Source organism: Gammaproteobacteria bacterium (genome assembly GCA_040183005.1).
Taxonomy (GTDB): domain Bacteria; phylum Pseudomonadota; class Gammaproteobacteria.
In genome coordinates this window covers 218,450-241,662 of record JAMPIW010000001.1, presented here as the reverse complement: position 1 = coordinate 241,662, position 23,213 = coordinate 218,450, and the positions used below count along the sequence as shown (strand labels likewise).

Sequence of the window (23,213 nt, the reverse complement as noted above, 5' to 3'; positions counted from 1 at the left end):
TTTTTTTCTCACCATCAGCTACGAACTTGAGTGATTTCCGCGTCGCGCCCGCCTTCGCCATCCGGCGTTTGTGGCAGGATATTTTCCACTTCGCTATGCACGCGCGCGATGATGTGCGCCGCCACCAGCCCGTCACCGACGCGTTCGCAAGCATCCGCACCGGCGCGCACCGCCGCATTCACCGCACCCGTTTCGCCGCGTACCAGTACGGTGACATAACCGCCGCCCACGAATTGACGCCCGATCAGACGCACTTCCGCCGCCTTGGTCATGGCATCCGCCGCTTCGATGGCGGGCACCAAACCACGCGTCTCAATCATACCCAATGCAATACCATGAAAAGTATTAGCCATTTCTTTTACCCCTTAACTTAGTAAATACCAAAATTCAGATTAAGCCGCGGTAGGCTTGCTGGGCAGAATATTTTCCACTTCATTGTGCACGCGCGCGATGATGTGCGCCGCCACCAGCCCGTCGCCAACACGTTCGCAGGCATCCGCACCGGCACGCACCGCCGCATTCACGGCACCGGTCTCACCGCGCACCAGCACGGTGACATAACCGCCGCCCACGAACTGACGCCCAATCAGACGCACTTCCGCCGCCTTGGTCATGGCATCCGCCGCTTCGATGGCGGGCACCAAACCACGCGTCTCAATCATACCCAATGCAATACCATTCACTTCGTTAGCCATTTTCGTATTCCTTGATAGTAATAAAAAGTTAAAAACTATTATTCGCCAGGACGCATCGGCAGGATGTTTTCCACCTCGCTGTGTACGCGCGCGATGATGTGCGCCGCCACCAGGCCGTCACCAACACGCTCGCAGGCATCCGCACCTGCTCGCACAGCGGCGTTGACCGCGCCGGTTTCACCACGTACCAGCACGGTGACGTAACCGCCGCCGACGAACTGACGCCCGATCAGACGCACTTCCGCTGCCTTGGTCATGGCGTCTGCCGCTTCAATGGCAGGCACCAGGCCACGCGTTTCGATCATGCCCAAAGCAATTCCATACCGTTCATTTGCCATTTGCACCACCTCTCTTTCTCGTAAAATAAAAAATCACGCCCATAAAAAATCTTGACTCATGCCACCTTTTTCGCGGGCGGGCTGTCACCTGCTTCTTCCGTATCCCACTGGTCTATAATCCCGCCAATCGCAAGATCAGTAAGAACCTTGTAGTTGCCCATGGCATAGCGCGCTGCCGAACCGCTTGCGGTGAAAACCCATTTCCCTGGCGGCACGCCAACCGGATCAGTCGCCACGCTGAGCTTGCCTTTGGCGTCGCGCATGATGCGCAGCGAGGCGCCGTATAAGCCGGGGATGCGGCGGGTTACAACCAGCTCATCAACCACCTGCAAGATCTCCATCGGTCATTCTTCCTTCCAGTGATCAATGATGCCGACGATGGTGGCGTCGCTCGGATACTCCTTGCTACCCGCCGCCTCGCGTGCCGCCGAACTGCCCACCACAATCACCCAATCACCGGGAATGCAGCCTACCGCATCTACCGCGACACTGCGGCCACCGCTCTTCTCTTTCACCACCAGCAGGGGTTTGTGCCCCATTTCTCTGATGCGATTTGTGGAAACCAAGGTCTTTTCTACCTGACAAATCTTCATGTTCCACTCCAGTAAATCTAATGACCGTTATCTGCCGCCTCATCATTGATCATCTCAATACGGCTGCCTCGCACCTTGTCTTGCATCGCCATTGCGCATACCAACAGCCCTCTTTGCTTCAGCTCGCTGTATCGCGCTTCAATCGCCGCCTTCACCCGCCGGCACTGCGCGATGATGCGCTGTTTCGATCCCGGCACCCGGCCGTCATAGCGATAGTGAATGATAATCGGGATGGGCAATCCACGCGTCACGTTCAATTTCTTGAAAATCTTCACGCCGATATCAAGGTCCGGGGCGCCCTCTTCAACGGTATACGTCGCAGCGTAGTAGGCAAGATTGCGTATCTGAATCTCATCGAAGCCTTCGCCTACACTAATAAACAATTCGTTGTGGCCGATGTCTGCATAGCGCCCACCGTAGTTCTGGCGCACATATTCGATCTGCGACAGGTTGTTAATGAGAAATGATGCGATCAGCCGCAACATGCCTTCGTGCGGTGCACCGTTGCCTTGCGCCCAACCCTCTGCGCGCGTCGCCTCCTGAATCGCCTGATGCACATACAAATGCGCATCTCCTACATCCAGCCCCGTACTCTGACGATACAGTTCCGCACTATCGACATAACGAAACAGGCTCATCGCGCCATCCGCATCCGGGATGTGTACCTTGATGCTGTCGGTGTCGGTGTCAACACCGATCAGCAAGGTATCAACCGATGCGCCGCAGCAGAAACTGTTCTCTATCGCCTGACGGAAGGCGATCAACCGGTTCAGCGCTGCCTCGGCGGCATCACGCTCGTTGCTGCCGTGCGCGGCACAACCCTCATGCGCCGGATCAGAACTGCTCCAGTGATACACAGCGATCTTCAGATAACGCGTTCCGGCATCCGGCAGGCTCGGTTTGCCCTCGTGATAGCGGTAAAACTCGGTGTGCATCCAGTGCCTGACGTTATCTTCCACATCGAACATCGCGCCGGCATAGGACTTTCTGCGCACGGCGCCATAAGGCAGACGCAACACAAATGTCACCAGCCCCTTCAGCCGCCCGTCCGCGCACGGCGAAAAATCTACCTCGTGAAAGCCGCAGTCAAAAAGGGAACACAGTGTCTGCTCCATCGTCACCTGCTGCCGCGCCTGTTCATCGCAAAACTGTTCCGCCGCCCAATGAAAGGCCTGAAACACGCAGTGCGCATACAAGGAACGCATGTCCAGTTGCTCTACCCAAGCATCCTCAAGCGTGCTTGATGGCAGCGCAAAACCCAGCCGGGCATGGGCGACATTCTGGGCTTGCTCGACAAAACCCGGTTCGTGCTGGATTGCCGCGATTTCCTTGAGCACTGGAATAATCGCGGCAAACTTGTCCTTCACCGAACGCTCGTAATCAAACAACCGCCGGTTTTCTTCCGCATTGGACAAGGGGTGAGGCGCATTCCCTCTTTCGCTGCCAGCAACCTCATCATAGGCCAGATTAACTGGTGAGGCCGCCATCGTAGCCGCCGGATGTGCAATTGCAGCGGCAGGCGCGGGCTGAGTGGCAGCGGCGCGCCGATACGGCATCGCCGCATGGCGCGTGCCCAGGCCATACGGGCCGGAACGCTGGGCACCCCTACCATGCGATGTACGATTTCTGGCGCTCATTCCTACTTACCCATTCAATCCAAATTACCCACGCGCACCACCCGAAATCGTGATGGCTGCACCGCTGCCTGTATTGCCGCTGCTGCCGGTGACGCGGCTTGGCGCCACTTCCGGTTTTTCCATGCCCTTGAAGTTACGCGCACCCACCGCTACCGGCCTGTCGCGCGACTCGCCACGCTGAGTCATGTTGCGCCGCGCGGCCCAGGATCCCTCGGTGCCGGTCACCCGGCTGCCACGCTGCCAATCATCGCCAGTAATGGCACGCCCATTCTCGCGCCCCTCACCAGTAACGCGCTTGCGCTCGGGTTCAGATGCGGAAGCGGCGGGCACAGTCCCAGCTGCTGAGTATGTCTGCGCGGTGACCGCGCCCTCGTCGGCGGTGTAACGAAACTCCGGCGTGCCGGAGATCAATCCCGCCGCCAGGGTCACCGGGCCGGTGACCCGCCCACTGCTGGCATAGGCCGTGCCGGTAATGCGCTGGGTTTGGCGCGTCTGGGCGCTACGCGCAGGGGTAATGACACTAAAATCCGTGCTCGGCACCGGTGACGATGCTGACGCGCTCGCCCTGGCGGCAGAGAGCGTTACCTGCGAACGAGCACCGCTGCCATCGGCCGGGCCGGACACCCGATGATGCGCGCCCATGACAGACGCAGCGGCCGTATCGCACTGCCCCGCAAACTGATCCGCGCCCACATAAGGGGTGCCGCTCACTGGCATGCACACGCCCCGCCCACTGCCCGTCATGCGGCCGTTGATGCCCGGCTGGATGCCGGTCAGCACCGATCCCGGCGTGCTGCGCAATGCCCGAACACGCTCCTGGCTGACGGCCGTTTCATCGCTCTGGCAAAAGGCGGCGTACTGGTCGGGGCCAATATATTCCGTGCCGGTAATTGGCTTGCAACCGCCATACTCATCACCCGTCACCCTGCCACTGCGACCCACCTGAGTGCCGGACACCTGTTGCTGATGCCAGGTGCGCGCAACTCCCACCTTTGCCGGGCTGGGAGCAGGCTTGCTGCCACACAACGTCTGATACTGCTCTGCACTAACATACTCCGTACCGGTGACGGGCTTGCATGCGCCGGACTCGTTACCTGTCACTCTTGAGCTGCGATCCACGTCTGTACCTGTTATCCCGCGTTCGCTCAAGGTGTGCGTCAATCCTACTTTGGCAGGCGCGCCCGGCTCGGCACATAACCGCCCGGATTGATTGGGGGTGTAATACTGAGTGCCGGTAAGCTGCCGGCACGAGCCGGGCTCATCGCCCGTCACGCTTACGCTGCGCCCGACTGCTGCACCCGTAAGCGCCTGCCCGCCGAGCGTCGCCATCTCCAGCACCTTACGCGGCCCAGCAACAGGCTCGGCGGCACAGAAAGACTTGAACTGCTCCACTCCAAGATACTCGGTGCCCGTCACCGACGTGCATGCACCATGCTCATCGCCGGTGACCTTCACCGAACGCCCCACCTGTGTTCCTGAGACGGCCAGCCCATGGGATGTCCGCGTAGCACCTACTTTCTTCGGGGCGCCGCCATCACTTTCACTCGCGCACGGCACTGCGGATGCCTTCGGATTCAGGTATTCATCACCCGTAATGGCGCGGCACGAACCTGTCTCGTCTCCTGTCACCTTCAAACTGCGGCCTACCTCGGCACCGGTAACAGTCTGTCCACGCCCTGTCTGCACGGCACTCACCTTGGCGGGACCAACCGCCGGGCGTTCAGCGCAAAATTCATCAAAGCGCTCGGCACCGATGTATTCCGTGCCGGTGACTGACTTGCAGGCACCATGCTCATCGCCCGTCACCTTCATGCTGCGCCCCACCTCCACGCCCGTGACCGATTGGCCACGCCCGGTGCGGGTCATGCCCACCTTGGCGACGCCCGCCGCCGGGCGTGTGCCGCAGAACCCTTCGTATTGATCCAGAGAGATATATTCGGTGCCGGTAATGGCGCGGCAACTGCCCGGCTCATTGCCTGTCACCTTAGTGCTACGCTCCACGCGTGTGCCACTGATGGCTTGACCGCGCAGCGTTGAAGTCTCCTCGACCTTTGGCGGAACACCGGCCGATTCTGCGGCTGGGCGCACCCGCCCCGAGGGACGGCAAACGGCCTGACTGCCGCGGCCAAGCTTGCATAATTCTTCCCGGCGTGCGCGCGCAACATCGCGCCCCGACAACCCATTTGCCGCAGCAGTTTTCCATGCGCCTTCACGCCCTTTGACCACTTCCGCCCTGGTCACGCCAGTTGTTTTACCCAGTGCCGCCTTGCCACGGGTAGACAGCGCCTGCCGACGCGTTAGACACAAGGCACGCACCGTTGACAGGCCAGGACTTCCGCTCGTGTCCGCCTCTACAATTTCACATATCTGGTCAAGCTGAGCCTCTGCCTGAACAGGAGCTTCTCCAGGTTTGCAGCCGCAACCGCAACCCTCTTTTTTAGGAGAGGAAGGTTCAGCGAACACCTCCACGGCAGCCGCCGGGGCTTGTACAGACTGAGCCGCAGCGGGCCGGGTTCTGCCCTGCTGCACCACCGTCTTTAATCCGGCCTTGCCGTTTTGCGCAAGCGCCTGGCGCCGTGCGCGGGCGCGCTCGCTGCCGCTCATGCTGCCTGCCGATGAAGCCTGGGCTGCCGGGGCCTGTGTAATTGGCGCGGCCGTAACTGCGGCTTCAGCAGGTTTTTCCGTGGGCCTTGCAGGCGCGCTGCGCGCCGCTGCCGGGGATTGGCTTGCCGGCAACCCTGCCTTGCCGTTGCTCGATAACGCGCGGCGACGCTGCAGAGCGATGTCTCGCCCGGACTGCGCGGATGCTGGTGTGTTGTGTGTCGTGTTATTCATGCTTGCATACCTACCCAATCTGGATTTAACCTCACGGCAGATCAAACCAATCTCCGCACCCCGTTCAGCGTTGACACGGTGAAGCTCTCGAAAATATCCTTACCTATGGCACGACTATACAGCCCGCGAACACATAAATAACAATCAGTAATAAATATTATTTTTATAGGTTTTTCACTATGCGAACTTTATCAAAGGCTTCCGCCCCTGCAACATCCAGGTTTCGGCAAGCACTTTTCCTATCAGGATAATTCATGACACTACGCGGTATCAATCATATTGTTCTAAAGGTGCGCAATCTGCACGTATCCGATCACTTTTACCGGGAAGTCCTCGGCATGGAGCGCGTCGGCGAGCGGGGCAGGATGTGGTTTTACCGCGCAGGAGGGCATCACCACGATCTGGCGTTGATGGAAATTGGTGCGAACGCGGCGTCACCACAACCGCAGCACACGGGGCTATTCCACTTTTGTGTGGATGTCAGCGACGAACAGGCGCTGGCGCAGCTTTACAAGCGTTGCCAGGCCAGCGGCGCCACCCTCTTAGGCACGGTAGACCACACTATAATGCGCTCGTTTTATGTCCAGGACCCGGATGGCAACGTGGTGGAGCTGGGCGTGGACGTGCCGCAGGAGGAATGGGCGCAGAATGCGGCGCCCTTTGCCAGGGACACGGCCTATGTCTTGCTTGGCGGCGACTGACCAGCCCTGAATCGCACCACTTTAGCGCATTCACCCATCCGCACCGCCCATATTGGTGCATTCCACTTTTTTGACCCTCCGCACTTATTTCTCAACATACTGTTTATTATAAATAATATTACAATGGCATGGGATCTGCTAATAATCAGGCGGGTACAGATCGTAATGGAGTTTTTCCGTTATTTTTCACAAAAACCATAGCCCGGCCCTGCCCGGAAACAGTCAGTAATGAGGGGAGAAATCATGAACAAAGCTAAAAATACTGTCGTCGCCATCAGCCTGCTCGCCAGCGTTCCCGCATTTGCGGCAGAGGAAAAAATGCCGGACAAGCCTGGTGTGCCTAGTCTGGGGCAAATCATGGGGGCATCAGGGATCAATGTCTCTGGGTATATTGATACTTCGTATACCTATCTGTCGGGAACGGGCGCATTTAACAGTGGTGTCGCCAATCGCGTCTTCGACACCACACGCAACAACTTCAACCTGCAAATGATCGATGTGACGGTATCTAAGCTGCCTACCAACGGGTTTGGTGGATTGGTCAACCTCAACTTCGGGCCAGATGCCGACGTGGTCGCCGCCGCCGGCCCTGGCAACACCAGGGAAGTACAGCAGGCCTACGTCCATTACGCCAGCGGCCCGCTGATGGTGATTGCCGGTAAATTTGTCACTATGGCGGGTGCCGAGGTAATCAAAAGCCCCAACAATCTGAACTTTTCGCGCTCCATCCTGTTCGGCTACGCCATCCCCTTCGCCCACACGGGCGCGCGGATGACCTACACCGTCAGCGACAAGCTGTCACTGATGGCCGGCGTCAACAACGGCTGGGATGCGCAGAAGGACAATAACCAGAACAAGACCCTGGAACTCGGCTTTTCCGCAGCCCCCGTCAAGCCATTACTCCTGGCCGGTTCGCTCCACAGCGGCAGGGAATATGCCAACAACGCAATGGGTACGGGCGATCTTGGCATGCGCAACCTGGTCGATCTGGTCGCCACCTGGAATGCCACCGACGCCCTGAGCTTCATCCTCAACTATGACTATGCCACCCAGGAAAATGCCGTGACACTGGGCGAGAAGGCGAAATGGTGGGGCGTAGCCGGCTATGCCAATTATAAATTCAGCGATACATGGCGCGTGGCGCTGCGCGCCGAGACCTTCGACGATAAGAATGGCTACCGCACCGGCGTCACGCAGAAGTGGGACGAGGCCACGCTGACGCTGGCCCACATTCCGACAGAGAACGTGGAGCTGCGGGCAGAAGTGCGCGCCGACAAGTCCGACAAAAAGAGCTTCCTGAAGAGCGACGGCACAGCCACGGACAATCAAACCTCCGTCGCACTGCAGGCCATCTACAAGTTTTAATTCCCATGCAGGGGGCGTTCTTTGTAGCCCCCTGCCTTTTAATGAGGTCATCGTATGAAACTGGTCACAGCCATTATCAAACCCTTCAAACTCGACGACGTACGCGAGGCGTTGTCCGAGGTGGGGGTGCAGGGCATCACCGTCACGGAGGTCAAGGGATTTGGCCGGCAAAAGGGGCACACGGAACTTTACCGTGGGGCGGAATATGTGGTGGATTTTTTGCCCAAAGTGAAGCTCGAAGTCGCTGTGAGTGCCGATCTTCTCGACCGCGTTATCGAGGCCATTACCAAGGCCGCTAATACCGGCAAGATCGGCGATGGCAAGATCTTCGTGTCCAACCTGGAGCAGGCCATTCGTATTCGTACCGGCGAGTCCGGCCCAGACGCCCTGTAATATGCAGTGGAGGAATGACGTAAATGATATGCACCACAAACAATAAAACCGCAACGTCTGCTCTGTTGTTACTTTTTGCGGCGTTTTTGCCCGCCTTGGCCGCCGCCGATGCGGCCGCACCTCCCGTCGCCAATACCGGCGACACTGCATGGATGCTAACCTCTACCGCACTGGTATTGCTGATGACCATTCCCGGCCTGGCATTGTTCTATGCCGGCATGGTGCGCAGCAAAAACGTGCTGTCGGTGATGATGCAATGTTTCGCCATCACCTCGCTGGTCACCGTGTTGTGGATGATGTATGGCTACAGCATGGCCTTCGATGTTACCGGCATGGAAAAAGGTGTCACTAACCTCAACTCCTTTATCGGAGGATTAAGCAAAGCGTTCCTGTCGGGCGTAACGCTGGAGAGCCTCACCCTCACCGTGCCTGAAACGGTGTTCATCACCTTCCAGATGACGTTCGCCATCATTACTCCCGCGCTGATCGTAGGCGCGTTTGCAGAGCGCATGAAATTTTCCGCCATGCTGTGGTTCATGGCCATCTGGGTGACCATCGTTTATGTGCCGATTGCCCATATGGTATGGAGCGGCGACGGTGGTTACTTCTGGGATATGGGCGTGCTGGACTTCGCCGGCGGTACGGTGGTGCACATCAACGCCGGCATCGCAGGCCTGGTAGCGGCGCTGGTACTGGGCAAGCGTAAAGGCTTTCCGACTACTGCCATGCCCCCGCACAACCTCACCATGACCCTGGTGGGCGCCTCACTGCTGTGGGTGGGTTGGTTCGGCTTTAACGCAGGCAGCGCGGTCGGCGCCAATGGTACTGCGGGCATGGCCATGCTCGTTACCCAGATCGCCACTGGCGCAGCCGCGCTGGCATGGATGCTGAGCGAGTGGCTGACACACGGCAAACCCAGCGTGCTGGGCATCGCCTCCGGCGCGGTGGCAGGCCTGGTCGCCATCACCCCGGCCTCCGGCTTCGTCGGCCCCACCGGAGCGCTAGCGATTGGCTTGGCGGCAGGCTTGCTGTGCTTCATCGCCTCCACAAAGATCAAGCGCACCTTCGGCTATGACGATTCGCTGGATGCCTTCGGCGTGCATGCTATCGGTGGCATTGTCGGCGCACTGCTGACCGGCGTGTTCGCCGCCGCCAGCTTGGGCGGCTCCAAAGCCGATCTGGATATCGCCAGTCAGCTATTCATCCAATTCAAGGGCGTCGCCATCACCGTAGTGTATTGCACGGTGGTCACCTTCATCATTCTCAAGGTGCTGGATGCGGTGATCGGGCTGCGCGTAAGTGAAGAACAGGAAACCGAAGGGCTGGATCTTACCCAGCACAACGAGCGGGGCTACAACCTATAAATGTTTTTTCCGATGTGTAGGTGAGTGTCTGCGGGCGCGCAATGCGCCCGCTTTTTTTGGTGCGGGGTGAGCAATACCCAACTCGTGCGATTTGTTATAATTGTTTTTTCCCCTCTACAAACCGAAAACCAACCATGAAACACGCTATAACAGCGGTCCTCTGGCTGACAATCACCCAGGCACTTCCCCTCTGGGCGGGCAGTGGCATTTATAAATGGACCGATGCGCAAGGCCAGACGCATTACAGTGACGACCCTGAAAGCAGCAAAAAGGCAAAGGCACGGGAACTCAATGTTCCGCCTTTATCTGGCACTTCACCGCCGCTTAAAACCGAACCTGCACCGCTGACGGATGAACGCGCGCCCGAGAAAAATGGCACTCAAAAAACAGCGGGTGCTGCGCAGAGAGCAGTCAACATCAACACCGCCGACGCCAAAACCCTGGATGACACACTGCTGGGTATCGGCCTCCAGAAGGCGGAGGCCATCGTCGCCTATCGCAAACAGCATGGCCCCTTCAAATCCGTTGACGGCCTGGATCAGGTCAAGGGCATCGGCAGCAAGACTATCGACAACAACCGGGCGAGAATGACTGTAAGGTAGGAGCCTGCTCGCGTCGATGTATTTGCGGTGCCCTCAAGTGTAGACCATACCATGCCGCTACCGGTTAAGGGTTATGGCAACGCCGGACAACACAATGAAACACGCTTTGATAGCAGCAAGCATGATGATCCTGGCGTGCGGGGTGACTGCGCAGGCTGACGGTGTTTATAAATGGACAGATGCGCAAGGCCGGATACACTATGGTGATCGGCCTCAGAGCAATACGGCGCAACCGCTCAATATACGACCCGCGCCACCTGTGGATGAAGGCCTGCGGCAACAGAGGGAAGCCGTCCCCGAAGCCGATCCGAAAGCACAGATAAAACCGGAAGGTATCATCAGCAACGCCAAGAAGGTAAGAACCTGATCGTATCGACGCATTTGCAGCACTCTCAAGTGTGGGCCATAAAATGCCGCTACCGGTTAAGGGTTATGGCAATGCCGGGAAACACAATGAAATACACTTTGATAGCAGCAAGCCTGATGATGCTGGCTTGTGGGGCAACTGCGCAGGCTGATGGTGTTTACAAATGGGTCGATGCCCAGGGCCGAGTACACTATGGCGATCAACCTCAGAGCAATAAGGCGCAGCCGCTCAACATACAGTCTGCGCCACCTGTGGATGAAGGCCTGCGGCAACGGCGAGAAGCCATGAGCAAGCAGCCCAAGGCCAAGCCGGAGGCACAGAAAAAACAGGATGACACCATCAGCAGCGCCAAAGAGGCGCGGGAACAGATCACCCAAAATTGCGAGCGAGCAAAGGAGCGCCTAGGCAAATACGCAGCCGCCGCGCTGCTCTCTGACAAGGGCAATGATGGCGAACAGCGCCTGCTCAATGAGGATGAACGCAGCAAATTAATTGAAGAGACGCGCGGCGAGGTTGAGAAGTGGTGCGCCCCATAAGGGAAACCCTGAAAAATCCATCCGTGTATTTTTCAGAGACGCATCCATGCGCCGCACGGAACCTCAAATAAATCAGAGGCTCCTAAGGTCATGCCGCCAGCAGGGTCCGCCGCTTCCAACCCACCAACAGGCCCGACGCCCCCACTAAAAACAGTCCCAAGGCAGGCCAGGGATACTTCACCGCATACACCACGGGCGTCAACACCGCCCGTGCGGCCATCTTCAAGCCTTCATGCTTTGCGATAAACGCCGCGAGCGGCGGAGAGTTCCGGTAATACCACGCAACGAAGTCTCGACCCAGCGCATTGGTCAGCAAGTATTTGTCCCTGAAATCACGCAACACCTGGACATGCGGATCGAGGAATGAGCCATAGGCGGCGGTGGCGATGAAGCATTTGTTGGTCGAGGCGCCAACCGACGAGTTGCTGATACTGGAAAACTCGGGATTGGCTTCGTTGGCGATAACGCGGGCGGTGTTGTTAAACGTGACATCCGGGCCATTTGGACTAACAACAACCCTGACGGACACGCTTTTGCCGGCATCCAGATCGCCTAATTGGCAGGTCAGGATATTATCGTTTGACGCGTCGCATGGCGTGGCCTGCGTGGAACGGAAAATGACGTTGTCCGGCAGCCAGTCGGTTACCACCACACCCGTGGCTTTGGTGGTAGTGCTGTTGTTGGTTACTGTAAGGGTGTATGTGACCGGAACATATTGCTGATAAGGGCCGGGGGATATGGTTTTTGTGATGGAGAGTCGCACGGTGGGCACCCCCGTGGCAGGGTTGAGCAGAAAGCCGTGGGGCACCCCATTAAGCTCCCCCGACCCCACGATCTGCCCGGCATTGTTGATGGCCGTGGCGTTGTGCAGCTTCCAGTTCGCACTATCAGCAGCAGGGATGAGGCCGTTGAGGTCTTGCATGTTGTTGGTTAATAACCAGCTTGTGCCGGTTTCGGTGAATCTGAACATGCCGCTCTGGGTGCCGGCGTAGATCGCAGGATTCGGTGAGAGCGGTGCTACTGCCAGCGAGGGTATATCCTTGTTGGTCAGGCCAGTGTCAGGCATGGCTGCCCACGTCGCCCCGCTATCTGTGCTTTTGAAGACCCCACCCGTGGTGGCGGCATAGACAGCTCCTCCAGTGGGATTAGTGACCAATTTTCGGATATTGAGGCTTGTGAGTCCGGAATTGGCAGCGCTTAAGGATGTGCCGCCAACAGCACCTTTAAAAACCCCTCTGAGGGGCGTCCCCGCATAGAGGGTGGCAGGCGTGGTAGTGGGATCGACGGCTACCGTGGCGACGGTGTTTTCGGTGTACCCTTCAAGGGTGATTAGTGTCCAGGCAGCGCTTCCGTCGCCCTTGAACAGACCGGCGGAGGTCGCGGCATACAGTGTAGAGCCGCTGACTTTCAGATCGTTGATGGCGGGTATATTGGTAAACCCATTGTTGATGGCGCTCCAGCTCACACCGCCATCGCTGGTTACATACACGCCATTCGGCGTTCCTGCAAAGAGGGTCGAAGGGTTCGCAATGGCTAACGCATTTATTGCCTGTATCACCTGCACAGGGGGTGACTGGGTATTTGGTGCAGACAAGCCATTACTGAGGGCAACCCAGCTCTCGCCGCCATTGTCGCTTTTGAACACGCCCCCTGAAGTGCCTGCGTACACAATATCAGCAGTAGCGCCAAGGGCCAGTGCGGTCACGTTGAGGCTGGTCAATCCGCTATTTTTCGCTACGATGCTCTCACCACCATCCGTGCTTTTGAACACACCATTGGAGGTACCCAGATAAAGAGCGGTGACAGTGGTCGGGTTGGTGGGAGAATTAAGCGCGCCCGCAATCGCGGCGACGCCGCCACTCTTCCTGTCATTGAAAAAGGCGCGTGTATCGCCCTCGGTATCGGAGCGGGCGGAGTAACCCACGACATGGCCGGCGTTATTGATGCTATTGGCGGCGCTGCCTTTATCGCCACCGATCACACCGAGATCCTGCATGTCGCCACTGCCGGGCGCCCAGACGAAAGCGCGCCATCTGCTGGAAGGCAGCGGCACTGAAAACGCCCAGCCAACCACCTGATTGGCATCGTTAATGGAAGCCGCATGGCTGGAGGTGAAACCCAATCCCTTGAGGGTTCCGAAATTCCGTCGATCCGTTCCTGCTGCATTGGTATAAAAGGCAAGCTGGATACCATTATCATCAAACGCGCTGCCCGCCAGTGACCCGGCACTATTAATAGCGCTGATCCAGTGCTCACTCACCAGGGTTGTGATCTGGCGCATCCGCCCGGTTTTGTAGTTATAAATAAACCCGCGGCGTTGCCCGTTTACCAACATTGACCCGACTAGTTGATCAAGCTCATTAACGCCGAATGCCTCAACGGCGTTAGCGTCAAAATTGTTAAGGCCCTTTCCCTCCTGCCACAGGAACGCGCGCTTTTGTGTTGAATCAAGAAAGTTGTAACCTACCACCAGCCCCGCGCTGTTGACGGCGCTGGCACTACCCTCAAACGTGGACGGCGATATCGGTGCAAGCGCACCGGCCTTGCCCGCAACGGCAGAAAATGGCGACTTGTTTTTGTCAACGCCAGCAATGATGCCATTGTTGCTGATGCCGTTGGGAAACACGTTGGCGCCCAGATCGGTGATGGTGTAGCTTTCCGCGCTCGCCTGCGGAACGGAGAAAAAGCCCGCCACGGCGCAAAAAACCAGGCCAATACGGCATAAAATCGGATTTTTCCGGTTACGCATGGCGGGGGGTACTCCTCACTTCAGGTGGTCATGAACTCAGGCTGCGCCATCGCGGCGCGGTGGATGGCGGCATTGTAATACAGGGTTTTGAAGGTATTGTTGGACGCATCCTGCTCGCGGAAACGCGACAAATCACCCCCCTTGCCGGCCATGGTCGCCGACCACCAGCCGGAGGGATAGCTGCACTGCGGGAAATTCAGCGTCAACGTGCTGTCGAAGCCGGCACTGCGCATCGCGGTATACATGTCGTTGATCAGCTTCTTGTGATACAGCGGCGACTCGCTCTGCTGCACGATAATGCCTCCCGCACGCAGCGCACGGTGGCAATCGCGGAAAAACGCGGCGGAAAACAGACCTTCGGCGGGGCCGACCGGATCGGTGCTATCGACGATAATGATGTCGTAGCTGCCGGGTGCGGCATCCTTCACCCACTTGATGCCGTCATCGAAATACAGCTCCGCGCGCGGATCATGGTTGGAGTCGCATAGCTCCGGAAAATACAGTTCGGCGGCGCGCGTTACGCCCTCGTCGATATCCACCTGCTGCGCCCGCGTCACGCCCGGATGCTTGAGCACCTCGCGCAGCGTGCCGCAATCTCCACCACCGATGATCAGCACATCCTTGGGGTTGGGGTGGGTAAACAGCACCGGGTGCGAGATCATCTCGTGGTAGATGAAGTTGTCGCGGTCGGTGACCATGACCAGGCCGTCGATAGTCATCAGCGTGCCGAACCCTTCCGTCTCATAGACCTCGATGCGCTGGAAAGGGGTCTGCACGTCGTGCAGCTTTTCCTTGATTTTCAAGGAAAAGGCGGAGCCTTCCGACGCATGGATTTCGGTGTACCAGCTTGTGTCTAATGCCATGCCAAACTCCAAGGATAAGATGTAAAGATACAAGATTATGAAAGATTCGTCCTCGGAATGAAACCAAACCCGTTATAATTCTTGCACCTTCCACATTGTATCAGCCCTTTTACCATGACCGACTGGAACATACAGCACGCCCGCGACGCCTATAACGTCTCCCACTGGAGTGGCGGCTATTTTGATGTCAACGACAAGGGGCACCTGCTGGCCCGCCCTGACCGCAAACATGCCGGGGTGGATCTCTATCGCCTGACCGATGAGATCCGCCAGGCCGGCCTTGCACTGCCGGTGCTGGTGCGGTTCACCGGCATCCTGCACGATCGCGTCGACACCCTGTGCAACGCCTTTAGCCAGGCGATGGCCACGGATGGCTACCAAGCGCGCTTTACCGCCGTCTACCCCATCAAGGTCAACCAGCAGCGCAGCGTGGTGGAGCAGATCCTCAGCCACGGCGGCGAGCGGGTGGGGCTGGAGGCGGGCAGCAAGCCGGAACTGCTGGCGGTGCTGGCGCAGGTACATCCCAACGGTGGCACGGTGATCTGCAACGGCTACAAAGACCGCGAATATATCCGCCTGGCGCTGATCGGCAAGCAGCTCGGCCACCGCGTGTACATCGTGGTGGAAAAGCTCTCCGAACTGGAGCTGATCCTGCAAGAGGCGCAGAACATGGGCATCAAGCCTCTGTTGGGAATGCGTATGCGTCTGGCCTCGATCGGCGCGGGCAAGTGGCAGAACACCGGCGGCGAGAAGTCCAAGTTCGGTCTCTCGGCATCCCAGGTGCTGGAGGTCGTGGATCGCCTGGGTGCAGCGGACATGCTTGATGCACTGCAATTGCTGCATTTTCACCTGGGCTCGCAGATTGCCAATATCCGTGACATCCAGAATGGCATGCGCGAAGCGGCGCGCTATTACGCCGAGCTGCACCGCATGGGCGTCCCCATCGCCTGTGTCGACGTCGGCGGCGGCCTGGGCGTTGATTACGAGGGCACACGCTCGCGCAGTTTCTGCTCCATGAATTACAGCGTGGAGGAATACGCCAACAACGTGGTGCATGCCTTGTGGGAGATTTGCGCCGAACAAAATCTGCCGCACCCCGATATCATCACCGAATCAGGGCGCGCCATGACCGCTCATCATGCGGTGCTGATCACGAACGTCACCGATATCGACCGCATCCCGGACGGGGCCGCGCTCGCCCCAGCCACCAGCGACGAGCCGCTCATCATCCAGGATCTTTGGTATGGCCTGGCCAACCTCTCCAGCCGCTCGGCGCTCGAAGCCTATCACGACGCGCAGCACTGGCTGGCCGAGGCCCAGGCCATGTATACCCACGGCGTATTGACCCTGGAGCAGCGTGCGCGTGCCGAGCAGATCTATTTCGCCACCTGTCACAAGGTGCGCGCACTGCTGCAACCGGGCGCCAAATCGCACCGGGAGGCGCTGGACGAGCTCAACGAGAAGCTGGCGGATAAATATTTCTGCAACTTCTCGCTGTTCCAGTCGATGCCCGATGTATGGGCCATCGACCAGATCTTCCCCGTCGTCCCGCTGCATCGGCTCGACGAAGCGCCCACCCGACGTGCCGTGATCGAAGACCTGACCTGTGACTCCGACGGCTGCATCGGCCAGTATGTCGACCGCGAAGGCGTGGAAAGTACCCTGCCGGTACACGACTGGCAACCGGGACAACTCTACCTGCTGGGCATCTTCCTGGTCGGCGCCTACCAGGAGATTTTGGGCGACATGCACAACTTGTTCGGCGACACCGACTCGGTGAACGTCGAACTCACCCCCGACGGTAATTACCGCCTCACGCAGCCGCAACGCGGCGACACCGTGGAATCCGTGCTGCGCTATGTTAATTTCGACGCCGCTGATCTGCTCGAAGCCTACCGCACCAAGATCAACAACGTGCCACTGACCGGCGAGCAGCGTAGTGCATATCTGGTGGAGCTGGCGGCGGGGCTGGAGGGATATACTTACCTGGAGGAGTGACCCCAACTCTAAAGTCAGTAGTAGAATCACAGGGTGCGTGGGACGCACCCTGCATAATTATTGGTGCGTTGAAATAGGACTCGAGTAACCAGCCTGAACGATATCCACAAGCTTCATTAACGCGCCGCGATTCTGTTCCACCAAGTGCCTGCCTTTTTCGCCCGCCGCCCGGCGCAGATCGTTACCCTTGAGATACGCTGTCACCACTTCAGCGAGCTGCGTTGCGTCATTCACCTGCCGTGCCGCGCCTGCATTAAGCAGCATGCGGCTGATCTCCGTGAAATTGAAGGTGTGCGGGCCGGTAATGACGGGGATTCCCAGTGCTGCGGGTTCCAGCATGTTGTGGCCGCCGGTGGCAACCAAACTGCCGCCGAGAAACGCGACATCGGACGCCGCATAAAACAGCATCAGCTCGCCCATGCTGTCGCCGACAAACACCGCTGTCGTGGCATTTACCCTAAAGGGCACAAGGCGCAGGCTTTGCTCGCTGCGCAACGCCACCTCATAGCCCCGCTTGCGGCATAGCGCTGCTACCCTGGGAAAGCGTTCCGGGTGACGCGGCACTAGCACAAGCAAGGCATCGGGCACCGCCTGACGCACGGCAGCGAAGGCTTCCAGCACCTGTTCATCCTCGCCCTCGTGCGTGCTGGCGGCTATCCATACCGGGCGTTCCGCGCCCCACTCTTGGCGTAGCGCAACCGCCTGTTCATGCAGACTCGCCGGAATGCTTATGTCGAACTTTATATTGCCGGTGACGTGGACACGAGCGTCATCTGCGCCCAGTGAAATCAGGCGTCGTGCGTCGTCCTGGGTTTGCGCGGCGACGGCGGTGATATTACCCAGCGTCTGGTGGGTCAGTCCAGCGATGCGCCGGTAGCCTGCCGCCGAGCGTTCGGAGAGGCGGGCGTTGGCCAAAATCAGGGGTATGCCGCGCGCGTGGCAACCGTGGAACAGATTGGGCCACAGTTCGGTTTCCATGATGATCGCCACGCGCGGGCGAATGCGTCTCAGAAAACGCCGTACCGCGCCGGGCAGGTCATAGGGCGCGTAGACGTGAAACACCGTATCCCCCAACGCCGCCCGCACCCTCGCTGAACCGGTGGGCGTCGTGGTCGTCACCACCATACGGACGCTGGGATAACGCGCTTGCAGCGCCTTGATGAGCGGCAACGCCGCCTGAAACTCGCCCACCGAGACGGCATGTATCCAGATCGTCTCGTTCAACCTTGGAGCGGAAAAAAAGCCAAACCGCTCCGGCCAACGCTTCCAATACTCCGGCGCACGCGTTCCGCGCCACGCCAGACGCAGCAACACCAGAGGCGTCAGCAGGTATAAGATGAGCGAGTAGATGAATCTCATAAAAGCGCAACCAAGCTGGCTGCTTTTGCACGCATGGGGAACTTTAGAAAGTGACGCCGACGCTGATAATGTTCATGTTAACGTTCTTGCTGCCTATCGTATTTGAATATTTTATGATGACAGCCGAGGTTCTCGTGGTTTTGATCGTGGCGCCTAAACCATAGGTGGCGCCCGTCGAGCTGAACTGTGTTGATCCGCAGGTGTTCCCGTTACCAGGTGTGGCGTTATCACCAGCGGCCTGCTCCACAGGGCATGTCTGCCGATTCAGTATCGCGCCTGTCACGCCCGTCAGGATAAATGGGTTTACCTGCGACTCGGGAAGCATATTATATTTTACAAAAACGTCGGATTTTAAGCTGACTCTTTCGCTGCCGCTTTGATCACCTAACGTAACATTCATGCCGCCCCCCACGAGACTGGCCGGATTGTAGTCAACCCCCAGATTGAGTAATGCAGCTCGATTATCGCGCGCGCTACCAACCGTTGAGGTGATGAATTCAGTCCCGATAAAGGGCTTAACATCGCTTCCGCAGGCATTTAGGGAAAAGAGGGCCAGACAAATTAAAAATAATTTTTTAACTGTACCGTTGATCATAATTTCGCCTTCTCCTGAAAGCCCTTCCCCGCATACCCCTCATCCGCCCGCAGTCCCACCGGCCTGAACACATCCACCTTGCGGAAGAACTGGTCGACGACGTAGATGCGGCCGTCTTCGTCGACATCGATCCCGGCGGGGAGCATGTATTTGGCAGGGGCGCCGGAGGACCCGCGCTCGCCGATGAACATCAGCAATTGCCCATCCTTGTTGAAGATCTGGAAATTACCGAAGGCGGTGTCCACCACATAGATGTTGCCCTGGGGGTCGGTGGCGATGCCTTTGGGGCTGGCGAACTGGCCAGGGAAACGTCCGGGCGTGCCGAAAGCCAGCGCGAAGCTGCCATCGGGCCGGAAGGCCTGGACGCGGAAGTTACCCTTGTCCACCACGTACAATGTGCCATCGGGGCCGACGGCAGCCTGCAAGGGCAGGTTGAACTCGCCGTCCTTGATGCCGCGTTTTCCGATGGTTTGCAGCAGTGCGCCCGTCTTGGCGTCATACACATACACATGGTGCGATTCCGAGTCCACGCCGCCGGTATCAGCCACATAAAGGCGGGTGCCGTCGGGATTAACGGCCACGCTTGAAGGGCGCTGCAGGGTGTCTTTGTCGCCGATGGAACGCAGGAATTTGCCGTCGCTGTCGTAGACCAGGATGCGCTTGAGCGTCATATCGGAGACGAAGACCTCGCCCTGGTTGGAGACGTCGATACCCATCGGCTTGGTGAGCTGGCCCGGCTTGTCTGTACCGATTTCGACGTAACGCCCGCCGGGGATGTCAAACATGACAACCAGCCGCTGCGCAGTATCGGATACATAGACACGGCCCCGGTGAACGGCGACGCCGAACGGTTTGATAAGGGCCTTGGCCCCCTTTTTCTCGCCCAGGGCGAAGAGTCTGAGGCGTTCGGCGGCACTGCTGGCCTGTTCGACGTTGTCGCTGAAGCTGAGGGTGCGCTCATAAATGAAGCGCGGGGCATCAGGGGCGGCGGGGAAGACCGGCGGAATAAATGCCGCCTCTTTGGGCGCGGTGGCGCATCCCGCCAGGGCGAGGATGAAAAGCGCATGAAACATGCCGCGCCACAGGCGAGCTATTTGATGTGGCATGTCTCGCACAACCTGTCGGACGTGGCACGCAGCAGCAGGTTGATGTCCGGGTTGTGAACATTATGGCAAGTGGCGCATTCCACCTTGCCATCGTACAGCTTCACGCCATTGTCGAAGCCATATGGCCCATCGGGCTTCCAGAAATCTACATCTTTCTGGTTCAGCCCGGCGTATTGCATGGAGATGGGATGATCGTTGCGCAGATCCGTGCCCAGATGCTTGATTTCGATGCTGTGCGCCACGTTTCCATTGTGGCATTTGCCGCAGCTCATCAGGTCATTGCCGCCATTGAGCCGGACATGCAGTGCGGCGTCCTGGCTGCTGTTCCAGCCGTTGGGTTTGAATACCGTCATGTCCAGGGCCATGGTGCCGTCGTGGCAGGACAGGCACAGCAGGCTGATCGGGCTGGGGGTGCGCACCTTGTTTTCAAGGCTGCGGCTGTCATACAGGGCGTAGCTGTCGGGATTCGGGACAAATCGATTCCAGCCCGGATTGCCGCCCGTCTCTGCCGAATCGGCGCCCTTCTTGTCCGGTGGGATATGGCAATACACGCAGGGCGAACCGTAATCCGAAAACGCCACGCCGGACATCGCAGTAACACCGACGCGGGCATTCAGCCCGGTGAAGTCGTGCTTGGTGCCAAGGATCGTGCCGCTCAGGGTGGGGCCGATCCACGCACTATTCAGCGCCAACGCCACACCACCCGCAATAAACCATTTACGCTTGTTCACGCATCGCCTCGTTCCGGTTTTCTGCAAGGTAGTGATGGGCATGCATGTTGTTTTGTTATGGCGCCAGCGAATTTTTGGTTTAACAGTAGTCAAATATAGCGCACGGTGTCAAGATATCGCAAACTTTCAGTGTGTTTGTTATGTTGGGCGCTGATCTGTGAGCGTTTTTATTTGAGAGTGGCGGGTTTTGCATGACAAAGTTTTTGCGGCGGATGGTATGGGTGTCTATGATTGCCGCTGTGCCGGTAAGCGCGTGGTCTGCGCCCTCTGCGCCTGCGTTATACCAGAAATACTGCTCGGCCTGTCATGGCGAAAAAGGCAACGGCCAGAGCCGGGCGGGGAGCGCGCTGAATCCCCCACCGCGCGATTTCACTGCGCCCGCCGTGCGTCAGGATCTGACGCGGGAGCGCATGATCACCTCGGTAACGCACGGCCGTCCCGGCACCGCCATGGTCGGCTGGGGTAACCGCCTGTCGTCACAGCAGATCGAGGGTATCGTAGATTACATCCGCGCAACCTTCATGCAGCCCCAACCTGCCGCCGCCGCGCCTGCATCATCTGTAACGGCACCTTCCGCGCCATCACCGCACGCCCATACGGCCACAGCCCCGCGCGGCGGGCCAGGCTCCAACTCGCGGCGGGTGATCCCGCCCAACGCCAGCCTCGGTGAGCGCATATACATCAACAATTGCGCGGTGTGTCATGGCGACAAAGGTGCGGGGGCGATGTGGACGCAGACTACCCTCAACCCGTCACCGCGCAATTTCACCTCGGCACAGGCGCGGCAGGAGCTGACGCGGGAGCGCATGATCAACTCCGTGACCTATGGTCGCCCCGACACGGCCATGATGTCATTCAAGTCGCGCCTGTCAGACCCGGAAATTGCCGCAGTGGTGGATCATGTCCGTGCCACTTTCATGAGCGGTGCGGTACCCAGCGATGACACTGCAGCCAGCGCCCCCGCCACCGTTCCGCAGCACGGCCACGGCGCTGCGGGCGCCGGGCAAGGACAGTCGCCCCCACCACCGCCCGCCGCGATAGTTGATGCCGACATGTCGCAGCCCTTCCCCAATGGTTTGAAGGGCGACCCGGCCAAGGGGCAGGCGTTTTACATGTCCAACTGCTTCACCTGCCACGGCAAGGCGGGCGACGGCGAGGGGCCGCGCTCCACGTTCATCCGCCCCAAGCCGCGCAACTTCCTGCATCCCGATGCGCGCCGCACCCTCAATCGCCCGGCACTGCTCAAGGCCATTCATAACGGCAAGACCGGCACGGTCATGCCCGCCTGGGGCAAGGTATTGAACGACCAGGAAATCGCCAACGTCGCCGAGTTCGTTTTCCGGGAATTTATCCAAGCGGACGAGCAGAAAAAAAAAGTCCCCGGCAACTAGGTAATCCCAGCCCCACTTCCGGTTATGGTGCCGGCCGGGCAAAGCCGAGTAACGCCCATGAACTGGGGCGCGACATCTATAACTACCGCTGCTATTTCTGCCACGGTTATTCCGGCGACGCCAAGACCGTCGCCGCCACCTATCTTTCCCCTCCACCGCGCGACTTTACCAGCCGTACCATTGACCGCCGGAAAATGATCAGAGCGGTGACGGACGGACGCTCCGGCACCGCCATGATGTCCTTCAAGGGGATGTTGAAGCCGCGTGAGATAGAAGCGGTGGTGGACTTTGTGCGCCAGGAATTCATGGCCCGCAAGGCCGAGAACACCCGCTACCATACGCCGGAAAACGGCTGGCCCAACCACGAACGCTACAGGGCCGCCTATCCCTTCGCTAGTGGCGAAATGCCGCTCGATACACCATGGGAGGCGCTGACGGCCGAACAACGCACCGGCAAGCAATTATTCATGTCTTCGTGCGTCACCTGTCATGAGGGTTCGCGCACCAAGGGCGGCAAAGACCCCGCAGTGTGGGATCCGCGCGCGCTGTCCTATCCGCGCAACGGCTATTCGCACCGGCAGCCGCCACCTAAACCGGTTGATAGCGTGTCAGGCGCGAGCGTCTACGCCAAACACGATGTTGCCCCAAAACTGACAGGGCTTTCTCCTCAGGAACGGCAGGGCGAAGCGCTGTTTCAGCAAAATTGCGCCTTCTGCCACGCCGCAGACGGCACCGGCCGCAACTGGATAGGCAGCTTTCTGCAACCGCATCCCCGCGACCTCACCAGCCGTACCACCATGGCGGCCATGACCCGCGCCCGCCTGAAACACGTCATCCGTGACGGCCTGCCCGGCGCCACCATGCCGGCATGGAAATCGGTACTCACCGACGAGCAGATTGATGCGGTGATTGCTTATGTGGCGCGGGCGTTTTATCCGTTGGCGACGCAGGGGAAAAACATGCAAGACCTCCGTTAACGCCATCACCGTAATCAC

Annotated in this window: 23 protein-coding genes; 10 read left to right on the top strand and 13 right to left on the bottom strand. The window is 58.8% G+C overall.

All coding sequences use genetic code 11. From position 1 onward, the window contains the following. Positions 1 to 14 precede the first annotated feature (14 nt). From M3A44_01165 to M3A44_01135, 7 genes are read right to left on the bottom strand one after another with little or no spacing between them, the layout of a single operon-like run. Positions 15 to 353 carry a BMC domain-containing protein gene (locus tag M3A44_01165; protein ID MEQ6340279.1) on the bottom strand — a complete coding sequence of 113 codons (339 nt, stop codon included), beginning with the start codon at positions 351 to 353 and terminating at the stop codon, positions 15 to 17. Between the two features lie 39 nt (positions 354 to 392). Next, positions 393 to 683: a BMC domain-containing protein gene (locus M3A44_01160; protein MEQ6340278.1), complete on the bottom strand. Its 291-nt coding sequence runs from the start codon at positions 681 to 683 to the stop codon at positions 393 to 395. 50 nt (positions 684 to 733) lie between these two features. Continuing rightward, positions 734 to 1,033 (bottom strand): BMC domain-containing protein, encoded by a 300-nt coding sequence (locus M3A44_01155; GenBank protein MEQ6340277.1) that lies wholly within the window; start codon positions 1,031 to 1,033, stop codon positions 734 to 736. Positions 1,034 to 1,089: 56 nt separating this feature from the next. Next, positions 1,090 to 1,374 carry a carboxysome peptide B gene (locus M3A44_01150; protein MEQ6340276.1) on the bottom strand — a complete coding sequence of 95 codons (285 nt, stop codon included), beginning with the start codon at positions 1,372 to 1,374 and terminating at the stop codon, positions 1,090 to 1,092. 3 nt (positions 1,375 to 1,377) lie between these two features. Next, positions 1,378 to 1,626: a carboxysome peptide A gene (locus M3A44_01145; protein ID MEQ6340275.1), complete on the bottom strand. Its 249-nt coding sequence runs from the start codon at positions 1,624 to 1,626 to the stop codon at positions 1,378 to 1,380. A gap of 17 nt (positions 1,627 to 1,643) precedes the next feature. Then, a complete protein-coding gene (locus M3A44_01140) occupies positions 1,644 to 3,263 on the bottom strand; it encodes a carboxysome shell carbonic anhydrase (GenBank protein ID MEQ6340274.1) in 1,620 nt (539 codons plus the stop codon). A gap of 24 nt (positions 3,264 to 3,287) precedes the next feature. Beyond that, positions 3,288 to 6,098, bottom strand: coding sequence for a CsoS2 family carboxysome shell protein (locus M3A44_01135; protein ID MEQ6340273.1), 2,811 nt, complete (start codon positions 6,096 to 6,098; stop codon positions 3,288 to 3,290). 254 nt (positions 6,099 to 6,352) lie between these two features. On the opposite strand from M3A44_01135, the gene M3A44_01130 reads away from it, so the two are divergent. From M3A44_01130 to M3A44_01100, 7 genes are all read left to right on the top strand, one after another. Next, positions 6,353 to 6,799, top strand: a complete 447-nt coding sequence (locus tag M3A44_01130) for a VOC family protein (protein ID MEQ6340272.1) — start codon at positions 6,353 to 6,355, stop codon at positions 6,797 to 6,799. 243 nt (positions 6,800 to 7,042) lie between these two features. Then, positions 7,043 to 8,164, top strand: a complete 1,122-nt coding sequence (locus M3A44_01125) for a porin (GenBank protein MEQ6340271.1) — start codon at positions 7,043 to 7,045, stop codon at positions 8,162 to 8,164. A 54-nt stretch (positions 8,165 to 8,218) separates the two neighbouring features. Further along, complete coding sequence (gene glnK / locus M3A44_01120; GenBank protein ID MEQ6340270.1) at positions 8,219 to 8,557, top strand: P-II family nitrogen regulator; 339 nt, start codon at positions 8,219 to 8,221, stop codon at positions 8,555 to 8,557. A gap of 23 nt (positions 8,558 to 8,580) precedes the next feature. Continuing rightward, positions 8,581 to 9,921, top strand: coding sequence for an ammonium transporter (locus M3A44_01115; GenBank protein ID MEQ6340269.1), 1,341 nt, complete (start codon positions 8,581 to 8,583; stop codon positions 9,919 to 9,921). Between the two features lie 134 nt (positions 9,922 to 10,055). After that, positions 10,056 to 10,523: a helix-hairpin-helix domain-containing protein gene (locus M3A44_01110; GenBank protein MEQ6340268.1), complete on the top strand. Its 468-nt coding sequence runs from the start codon at positions 10,056 to 10,058 to the stop codon at positions 10,521 to 10,523. Positions 10,524 to 10,617: 94 nt separating this feature from the next. Further along, entirely contained in the window at positions 10,618 to 10,890 is a 273-nt protein-coding gene (locus tag M3A44_01105; GenBank protein ID MEQ6340267.1) for a DUF4124 domain-containing protein, read from the top strand. 86 nt (positions 10,891 to 10,976) lie between these two features. Further along, a complete protein-coding gene (locus M3A44_01100; protein MEQ6340266.1) occupies positions 10,977 to 11,426 on the top strand; it encodes a DUF4124 domain-containing protein in 450 nt (149 codons plus the stop codon). An 88-nt stretch (positions 11,427 to 11,514) separates the two neighbouring features. Here M3A44_01100 and M3A44_01095 read toward each other — a convergent pair whose 3' ends face one another. Continuing rightward, the gene (locus tag M3A44_01095) at positions 11,515 to 14,175 is read right to left on the bottom strand and encodes a hypothetical protein (GenBank protein ID MEQ6340265.1); all 2,661 of its coding nucleotides are present in this window, start codon (positions 14,173 to 14,175) and stop codon (positions 11,515 to 11,517) included. 20 nt (positions 14,176 to 14,195) lie between these two features. Beyond that, a complete protein-coding gene (gene speE, locus M3A44_01090) occupies positions 14,196 to 15,038 on the bottom strand; it encodes a polyamine aminopropyltransferase (protein ID MEQ6340264.1) in 843 nt (280 codons plus the stop codon). Between the two features lie 114 nt (positions 15,039 to 15,152). Here speE and speA point away from each other — a divergent pair, with 114 nt between their 5' ends. Beyond that, positions 15,153 to 17,036 (top strand): biosynthetic arginine decarboxylase, encoded by a 1,884-nt coding sequence (speA, locus tag M3A44_01085; GenBank protein MEQ6340263.1) that lies wholly within the window; start codon positions 15,153 to 15,155, stop codon positions 17,034 to 17,036. Between the two features lie 57 nt (positions 17,037 to 17,093). Here the strand turns inward: speA and waaA are convergent, their stop codons facing one another. Genes waaA through M3A44_01065 form a run of 4 tightly spaced genes read right to left on the bottom strand, consistent with a single transcriptional unit; the run spans position 17,094 to position 20,827 of the window. Then, positions 17,094 to 18,395, bottom strand: a complete 1,302-nt coding sequence (gene waaA / locus M3A44_01080) for a lipid IV(A) 3-deoxy-D-manno-octulosonic acid transferase (GenBank protein ID MEQ6340262.1) — start codon at positions 18,393 to 18,395, stop codon at positions 17,094 to 17,096. A 43-nt stretch (positions 18,396 to 18,438) separates the two neighbouring features. After that, on the bottom strand, positions 18,439 to 18,990 hold the full coding sequence (locus tag M3A44_01075) for an autotransporter outer membrane beta-barrel domain-containing protein (GenBank protein MEQ6340261.1): 552 nt from the start codon (positions 18,988 to 18,990) through the stop codon (positions 18,439 to 18,441). Next, positions 18,987 to 20,096, bottom strand: coding sequence for a 6-bladed beta-propeller (locus M3A44_01070; GenBank protein MEQ6340260.1), 1,110 nt, complete (start codon positions 20,094 to 20,096; stop codon positions 18,987 to 18,989). Before M3A44_01070 ends, M3A44_01075 begins: the two co-directional genes overlap by 4 nt. Then, positions 20,081 to 20,827 carry a cytochrome c3 family protein gene (locus tag M3A44_01065; protein MEQ6340259.1) on the bottom strand — a complete coding sequence of 249 codons (747 nt, stop codon included), beginning with the start codon at positions 20,825 to 20,827 and terminating at the stop codon, positions 20,081 to 20,083. The genes M3A44_01070 and M3A44_01065 overlap by 16 nt, the downstream gene beginning before the upstream one ends. 191 nt (positions 20,828 to 21,018) lie before the next feature. Here M3A44_01065 and M3A44_01060 point away from each other — a divergent pair, with 191 nt between their 5' ends. Both M3A44_01060 and M3A44_01055 read left to right on the top strand, forming a co-directional pair. Further along, positions 21,019 to 22,218 (top strand): c-type cytochrome, encoded by a 1,200-nt coding sequence (locus M3A44_01060; protein MEQ6340258.1) that lies wholly within the window; start codon positions 21,019 to 21,021, stop codon positions 22,216 to 22,218. 74 nt (positions 22,219 to 22,292) lie between these two features. Continuing rightward, the gene (locus tag M3A44_01055) at positions 22,293 to 23,195 is read left to right on the top strand and encodes a c-type cytochrome (GenBank protein MEQ6340257.1); all 903 of its coding nucleotides are present in this window, start codon (positions 22,293 to 22,295) and stop codon (positions 23,193 to 23,195) included. Positions 23,196 to 23,213 lie beyond the last annotated feature (18 nt).